Source organism: Nonomuraea sp. MG754425, from assembly GCF_021699195.1.
Classification (GTDB): domain Bacteria; phylum Actinomycetota; class Actinomycetes; order Streptosporangiales; family Streptosporangiaceae; genus Nonomuraea.
Genome location: NZ_SSXE01000104.1, coordinates 43630 through 50504, shown reverse-complemented (window position 1 = coordinate 50504; position 6875 = coordinate 43630). Strand labels below are relative to the sequence as shown.

Below are 6875 nucleotides of genomic sequence, written 5' to 3'. Positions count from 1 at the left end.
CTACACGTCCGGGGAGCAGGCCAACGGCCGGCACCTCATCGACGTGCACGACCATCTGCGCGCCGAACTCGCCCGGCTGCGCGACCTCACCGGCCAGGTCGCCGCCGGCGCGCTCGACCCCGGCACCGCCCGCTCGCACATCAGCACGATGACCATGCGCCAGAACAACTGGACGCTGGGCGCGTACTGCGAGTCCTACTGCCGCCTGGTCACCATGCACCACTCGACCGAGGACGCCATGCTCTTCCCCCACCTGCGCCGCGTGGAGCCCGGCCTCGCCCCCGTCCTCGACCGTCTCCGGGAGGAGCACCAGGCCATCCACAAGGTGCTCGAACGCGTGGACCGCGCGCTGGTCGCGTTCGTCACGGATCCGGCCGGCCTGGACGAGCTTCGCGAGGCCGTGGACCTGCTCACCGACGGCCTGCTGTCCCACCTGTCGTACGAGGAGCGCGAACTCGTCGAGCCGCTGGCCAGGCACGGCGTCTGACGACGGGGCGGCACGCGGGCCGACGGACGGCTCCGGAGTTTGCCGGTCAACGGGTTCTTGTTGGGCGAAACCGGGTGTGGCGGTGCTCCGGTGCCACAAGATCGCTCCGTAGAGTGATGGCCGATGTCACTTCGTGATTACAGGGGGAGATCATGAGAGGTAGCCTCATCGCCGCAGGCGGTGCGCTGCTCGCCGCGGCCACGCTGTTCGGAGCAGCCGGTCCCGCGGCCGCCGACATCTGGACCGACTGGACCCACCACTACCCGGAGCACTGCAATCTCGGGGTGAACGAGGACTCTACCTACCACCACGTCACCAGTCAGGGCGTGTTCGCCGGCACCCGCGACGCCGACGCCTGCAAGAAGGAGCACGGCTGGCACCACGGCTGGGGTTACCGCGACCACCACCACCACGACCACGACCGTAAGCACTGGGAGCACCGCAACTGGCCCACCAGCGGCAACGGCAACTGGATCGGCCACGGCTACGGGCCGGGAGTCGGCATCGGAGTCGGTGACTGACCTCCGCCGCACGTTCGCGTCCCGGTACCCGTCATGGGTGCCGGGACCGGCGCGTTCCGGGGCCCGCCCGCTGCGGTGGCCCGATAATCTTGTCCGATGCGACTCGGCGTGAACGTCCCGAACTTCGGCCCCGGCACCCGTCCCGACGTCCTGCGGCGCTGGGCGCTGACCGTCGAGGGGCTCGGGTTCGACCTGCTCATGGTCTCCGACCACGTGGCGATCACCCCTGATGTCGCGGCGAAGTACCCGCCGCCGTTCTTCGACCCGTTCACCACGCTCGCCTGGCTGGCCGGCGTGACCACGGACATCAGGCTGGGCACGACGGTGCTGATCGTCCCCTACCGGCATCCGCTGCTCGTGGCCCGCATGGCGGCCAACCTGCACGATCTCAGCGGTGGCCGGCTGGTGCTGGGCGTCGGGGTCGGGTGGGCGCGGCAGGAGTTCGAGGCCCTCGGGGTCGCCTACGAGCGGCGCGGCCGGCTGACCGACGAGCACCTGGCCGCCGTCCAGGCCGCCTGGGCCGACGAGCGCGACTACCGCACCGGCGGCGGCGTGCCGATCTGGGTGGGCGGCGGCAGCGCGGCGGCCATGCGCCGGGCGGTGCGGTTCGGCCAGGCGTGGCATCCGCTCAGGAACACGCTGCCCTGGTTGCGCGAGGCGTGGCCGCGGGTGCGGGCCATCGCCGCCGAGCAGGGGCGGCCCGCGCCGGCGCTGGCCCCGCGGATCACGCTGCACCTCACGAAGAGGCCCGTGACGGGCCCGGACCGGCTGGCCGGGGAGGGCACGATCGAGCAGGTCGCCGACGACCTGGAGCAGCTTCGGCTGCTCGGCGCGGAGACGGTCCTGCTCGACCCGTTCCACGGCGATCCGGACGAGACGCTCCACCCGGAGGCCGCCTGGGAGATGCTCGCCGCGGTGGCCGCGCTGCGATCGGCCGCGTAACCGGTCGCCGGCCCTCCGGCTGATACCCTTATGACGTAAAGAATTGTCCGGCACGGGGAGTTCCGGGTTGCCCGTCTTCGCAGGTCAGGACGATGCGCGACGGTCGATGGCACTGCTGTGGGGCGGCGGCGAGCCGGGTGAGGTGCGGCCGGGCCCGAAGCCGGGGCTGAGCGTCGACGTGATCGTCGAGGCCGCGATCGAGGTGGCCGACACCGAGGGCATGGCGGCCCTGTCGATGCGGCGGGTCGGCGAACGGCTGGGGCGCACGGGCATGGCGTTGTACACGTACGTGCCGGGCAAGGCCGAGCTGATCGACCTGATGTACGACCGCGCGCTGGCCGAACTGCCCGCCGAGTACGACGTGGGCGCGGGCTGGCGGCCGGCCGTGGCGTCGTGGGCCGGGCACCTGCTGCGGTTCTACCTGCGGCATCCGTGGATGTTGCAGGTGTCGCAGGCGCGGCCGGTGGCGGGGCCCAACGAGTTCGCGGTGCTTGAGGGCCTGGTGGCGATCCTGCGCGGCACGGGGCTGGGGCCGCGCCGGGTGCGCGGGGTGGTGGCGCTGCTGTTCGACTTCGTCCGGGGCGCGGCCAGGACGTGCGCCGAGACGGGGGCGGCCGACGGGGAACGGCGGCGGGCGCGCTCGCTCCTGCTGGAGCAGGCGGCGCCGGGGTTCACCGCCCGCTTCCCCATGGTGACGTGGGCGGAGCCGGCCGCGGACGAGCCGGCCGGCGAGACGTTCACGCTGGGCCTGCACGTGCTGCTGGACGGCGTCGAAGCGGCCGTCCGCGAGACCTGAGAAAAAATCTCCCGCCGGTTGTCGATCGGCCGCCGGCTCGTTCGACGCGTTGCCGGAACAGTACGGACGACAGGGAGAAACGACATGTTGCTCAAGGACAAGAACGCGGTCGTCTACGGCGGCGGCGGCTCGCTCGGCAGCGTCATCGCGCGCACGTTCGCCCGTGAGGGGGCCCGGGTGTTCGTGGCGGGACGCACGGCGCGGACGCTGGAGCGGGTGGTCGAGGACATCACCGCGGCGGGCGGTCACGCGGAGGCCGCCGTGCTGGACGCGCTCGACGAGCGGGCGGTGGAGGCGCACGCCCGGTCCGTGGCCGAGCGGCACGGCGGCCTGGACGTCTCGCTCAACCTGGTGCCGCGCGGCGACGTGCAGGGCACGCCGCTGATCGAGATGTCGGTGGAGGACTTCGTGCGGCCGGTCGTCACGGGCCTCACCGCCGGTTTCATCACGGCCCGCGCCGCCGCCCGGCACATGACCGGGCGCGGCTGCGGCGTCATCCTGGCGCTGGACAGCGGCTCGGCGCACGTCAGCCCGCTGATGGGCGGCACGTGCCCGGCGGACGCGGCGCTCGACACGTTCATCCGGGCGCTGGCCGGCGAGGTGGGGCCGAGCGGGGTGCGGGCGCTGGGCATGTGGGTGGCGGGGGTGCCGGAGTCGCTCACGGTCGACAAGCTCGCCGAGGTCAACCCGGCCATGGCGAACGAGGAGACGCTGAAGGGCGTGCTGGAGTCGCTGGCCGCGCTACGGATGTTGCGCCGCTCCCCTGGCGTCGCCGAGATCGCCGAGACGGCCGCCTTCCTGGCCTCCGACCGGGCCGGCGGCCTGACCGGCACGTTCGTCAACGTCACCGGCGGGATGTTCACGAGCTGACAGGCGGGCGGCGAGTTCCGCCTCGTCGCGGACGAACCAGACGTGCTCGCCCCGGTTGGCCTCGCTCACCCAGGCGCGCAGCGCGTTGCTGGCGGCGGTGTGGCGGGAGACGTCGCCGACGACGGCCAGCCCGATGCGGTAGTTGGTGAACTTCTGCGCGATCTCGCCCGCCACGCCGGTGCTCAGCGTGAAGAAGTCGCCGGGCAGCCGGTCGGCGGGCACGCCGACCCAGGCGACGCCGTCGCCCCAGGCCGCGCCGATGAGGTCGAGCACGTCGGCGATCCCGCGCAGGGGCGGGCCGTCGGCGTAGTGGTAGCCGTCGGGCATGGGGGTCCTCCAGATGGTTCGTGATCTCACGGGTGCAGGCTCGCGGCCGTCACTGCCGTACCAGGGCGTCGATGATCCGCAGCACGTGGGCGCTGTCCTCCAGGCCGCCCAGCACGATGATCTTGAGGTGCTCGCGCTCCTCGTCGTAGGCGAACTCGACGCGCAGGCCGTGCGGGCGGCCGGCCAGGGAGCTCAGCACCATCGTGCTGACGCGGTCCATGTCGGCTCTGGCGATGCCGTCGACCTGCACGATGCTGGACGCCTCGGCGCGGCGGGGGCCGGGCGCGGGCATGCCCGTGAACGCGGCGAGGTCGTCCTTGGCGATGCGGTACCGCTTGCCGATCCGCACGGCGGGCAGCCGCCCGTCGCGGATGTAGCCGCGCACGGTCTTGACGTGCAGATCGAGCAGGTCCGCCACCTGCTCAACGGTGTATTGCTCCATGTCGCTCCCTTTCATTCCCCATTATGGGGCACGATAGGGAGTGACAGGGAAGTTTTCAGGCGTGCGGGCCGACGGAGATCGGGCCGATCGTGAGGTTCGGGCGGCCCTCCATGACCTCGCCGACGCGCCGGGCCTGCTCGTGGAGCTCTTCGACCTGGGCGGGCGCGAGGTCGCGCAGCGGCTCGACCGTGATGTCGATCCGGCTCCCCGAACGGCGCTGGTGCCAGACTCCGGCCACGTTCCCGTCCACGAGCAGCACGGGGAAGTTGCCGGCCTGACCGCCGGCCAGCGCCCGCTCCGCCGCGCCGCCCGCGTACAGCAGCTCGCGGGGACGGCCCGCCACCACGTACGCGTCGAAGTACGGCAGCAGCCGCACCCCCTTCGGCGGCTCGGCGGGCACCTCGGTATCACCCGCCAGCACCCAGGCCCGCCGCCCTTCGAGCCGCACCTCCGCCAGGTCCAGCCGCCCGAACGCCTCGTTCGCCCACGTGGCGTTGCCGCCCGCCCACTGGGCGAACTCCGCCGGGGTGGCCGGTCCGTACGCGTGCAGGTAGCTCCTGACCAGCCCGGTGAGCCCGTCCGTCACCGGCGGCGCGGCCGGTGCGGCGGTATAGGTGACCTTGCGCCCGCGTCCGGCCCCGAAGACGAACGCGCCCCGGTGCGCCGCGAGCGCCATGACCTGCCGCCACCGGGGCCACCACCCCTGGAAGGCGGGCATGACGAGGTCGCCGGCCCACGGCCCGGTGGCCGCGATGACGGCCTCGCTCAGCTCGTCGATGGTCAGTTCGGCTCCGCCGAGCACGTCGCGGATGGCCGCCACCACCTGCTCGGTCTGCTCGTCCGTCATGCGCATGGACGCCGGGCGGGGTCCGGCCGGCAGCGACGACAGGGCGCTCACCCACATCGGCAGGTCGCGGGCCGGCAGCAGGTGCACGGTGCCGCGCGGGCCGTGCGTCTTGACCAGGCTGCCGTCCTTCCACAACGCCTCCCGCACGTGGGTCCGGGTGACGCCGTCGAGGCGGAGCCCGACGGACAGCTCGGCCGCCGCCATGACCTGGGCGTGCGCTCCGCACATGGCGGCCACGGTCTCCTCGGGAGCCCCCGCGCCGGCGACCAGCCCGGCGCGTTGCAGTCGCCTCGCGCTCACCTGCGGCCACGACAGTTCGATCACGGATCATCGCCTCTCTTCCGTCCTGAGGGACCCACGGTAGGAGGCAATGCGGAAAGTTACCTTCCGCTAGACCGTTACCGGCGCGGATGCCGGGCCGGTCGTGGCCGGGGCGTCGTCGGGCATGGTGACGCCGACCCGCTCGGCGCGGGCTGCCCAGCGGCCGTCGTCGCTGCGGACGATCCGTACCGGATGGTCGAAGCAGGCGCTGACCAGTTCGCCGGTCAGCACGTCGGCGACCGGCCCGCCGGTCAGGCGGCGGCCGTCGCGCAGCAGCAGGGCGTGCGTGGTGGTGGCGGGCAGTTCCTCCAGGTGGTGCGTGACCAGCACGGTGGCCAGCGCAGGGTGCCTGGCGCGCAGCGCGTCGATGCTGGCCAGCAACTGCTCGCGGGCGGCCAGGTCGAGCCCGGTCGCGGGTTCGTCGAGCAGCAGCAGCCGGGGCTGCGGCATGAGCGCGCGGGCGATGAGCGCCCGGCCGCGCTCGCCCTGGGACAGGGTGGCCCAGGCGGCCCCCGTCCTGGCGCGCATCCCGAGCATGGCGATCAGCCCGTCGGCCCGCGCCGCCTCCTGCTCCGTGGGGGTCCAGCGGGGCACGGGCGCGGCGGTGTTGGTCAGCCCGGTCAGCACCACGTCCCGGACCTGGAGGGGGCCGTCGGGGGTGTGGCGCGGGTTGACGTGGCCGAGGTAGCCGCGCAGTTCGCGGACGTCCACGCGGCCCATGGTCCGGCCGAGCACCTCGACCGTGCCCCGGGTGGGGTGGGTGACCGCGCCCAGCAGGCTGAGCAGGGTGCTCTTGCCCGCGCCGTTGGCCCCGAGCAGCGCCCAGTGCTCCCCCGGGCGCACGGTCAGCGAGATGTCCTGGAGCAGGTGGCGGCCGTCGCGGACGAGATCGACGGCGTCGGCCCGCAGGACGGGGCCGCTGTCGGCGGGACGTGAGACGACCGACCCCGCCGTGCCGGACCGGTGGCCGGATCCCTGCTCTGCCGCCATCACGCCGCTCCCCTCCTGACCTGCGGCGTCCAAGCTACCAGGACCTCAGACATCTGATCTCTAGCGGGGACGCCGGCGGTCAGGGGCACAGCCTGCGCGGCGTCTCGCCCTGACCGTAGGAGGACCAGAAGGCGGGGTCGGGCTCGGTGCGGACGATCTCGCAGAGCCTGCGCCGCACGGTGCCGAGGTCCGTCTGCCAGACGGTCACGCGCCGGCGAGGTGCTCCCTGGTCTCGTCGTGCGCGGCGAGCAGCGCGGCCTCGACGCCGCCGGCCCGGCGCAGGAGCACGCCCAGCTCGGCCATCGGGCCCCAGAACGTTCCACGGCCGGTTC

General features: G+C 73.3%; 9 protein-coding genes and 1 pseudogene. 5 read left to right on the top strand and 5 right to left on the bottom strand.

From position 1 onward, the window contains the following. From FAF44_RS31355 to FAF44_RS31335, 5 genes are all read left to right on the top strand, one after another. Positions 1–487, top strand: a 487-nt coding sequence (locus FAF44_RS31355) for a hemerythrin domain-containing protein (RefSeq protein ID WP_237106921.1), incomplete at its 5' end; no start/stop codon positions are given. Positions 488–639: 152 nt separating this feature from the next. Beyond that, complete coding sequence (locus tag FAF44_RS31350; RefSeq protein WP_237106920.1) at positions 640–1008, top strand: hypothetical protein; 369 nt, start codon at positions 640–642, stop codon at positions 1006–1008. Between the two features lie 96 nt (positions 1009–1104). After that, positions 1105–1950, top strand: a complete 846-nt coding sequence (locus FAF44_RS31345) for an LLM class flavin-dependent oxidoreductase (protein WP_237106919.1) — start codon at positions 1105–1107, stop codon at positions 1948–1950. A 67-nt stretch (positions 1951–2017) separates the two neighbouring features. Then, a complete protein-coding gene (locus FAF44_RS31340; protein ID WP_237106918.1) occupies positions 2018–2746 on the top strand; it encodes a TetR/AcrR family transcriptional regulator in 729 nt (242 codons plus the stop codon). Between the two features lie 84 nt (positions 2747–2830). Then, complete coding sequence (locus tag FAF44_RS31335) at positions 2831–3616, top strand: SDR family NAD(P)-dependent oxidoreductase (RefSeq protein WP_237106917.1); 786 nt, start codon at positions 2831–2833, stop codon at positions 3614–3616. Between the two features lie 12 nt (positions 3617–3628). On the opposite strand, the pseudogene FAF44_RS31330 reads toward FAF44_RS31335, so the two are convergent. The 5 genes and pseudogenes from FAF44_RS31330 to FAF44_RS55070 form a co-directional block, all read right to left on the bottom strand. Beyond that, positions 3629–3943 (bottom strand): annotated as a pseudogene (locus FAF44_RS31330) (DUF4180 domain-containing protein); the annotation flags it as partial. Positions 3944–3992: 49 nt separating this feature from the next. Next, positions 3993–4385: a helix-turn-helix domain-containing protein gene (locus tag FAF44_RS31325; RefSeq protein ID WP_237106916.1), complete on the bottom strand. Its 393-nt coding sequence runs from the start codon at positions 4383–4385 to the stop codon at positions 3993–3995. Positions 4386–4440: 55 nt separating this feature from the next. Beyond that, positions 4441–5556: a winged helix DNA-binding domain-containing protein gene (locus FAF44_RS31320; protein ID WP_237106915.1), complete on the bottom strand. Its 1116-nt coding sequence runs from the start codon at positions 5554–5556 to the stop codon at positions 4441–4443. A 66-nt stretch (positions 5557–5622) separates the two neighbouring features. Continuing rightward, complete coding sequence (locus FAF44_RS31315; RefSeq protein ID WP_237106914.1) at positions 5623–6543, bottom strand: ABC transporter ATP-binding protein; 921 nt, start codon at positions 6541–6543, stop codon at positions 5623–5625. Between the two features lie 79 nt (positions 6544–6622). Continuing rightward, on the bottom strand, positions 6623–6751 hold the full coding sequence (locus FAF44_RS55070; RefSeq protein WP_272895265.1) for a hypothetical protein: 129 nt from the start codon (positions 6749–6751) through the stop codon (positions 6623–6625). Positions 6752–6875 lie beyond the last annotated feature (124 nt).

Bases quoted from the DNA above. Each gene is read 5' to 3' on its own strand.
- FAF44_RS31350 (WP_237106920.1), top strand. From the start codon at position 640: ATGAGAGGTAGCCTCATCGCCGCAGGCGGTGCGCTGCTCGCCGCGGCC.
- FAF44_RS31345 (WP_237106919.1), top strand. From the start codon at position 1,105: ATGCGACTCGGCGTGAACGTCCCGAACTTCGGCCCCGGCACCCGTCCC.
- FAF44_RS31335 (WP_237106917.1), top strand. From the start codon at position 2,831: ATGTTGCTCAAGGACAAGAACGCGGTCGTCTACGGCGGCGGCGGCTCG.
- FAF44_RS31325 (WP_237106916.1), bottom strand. From the start codon at position 4,385: ATGGAGCAATACACCGTTGAGCAGGTGGCGGACCTGCTCGATCTGCAC.
- FAF44_RS31315 (WP_237106914.1), bottom strand. From the start codon at position 6,543: ATGGCGGCAGAGCAGGGATCCGGCCACCGGTCCGGCACGGCGGGGTCG.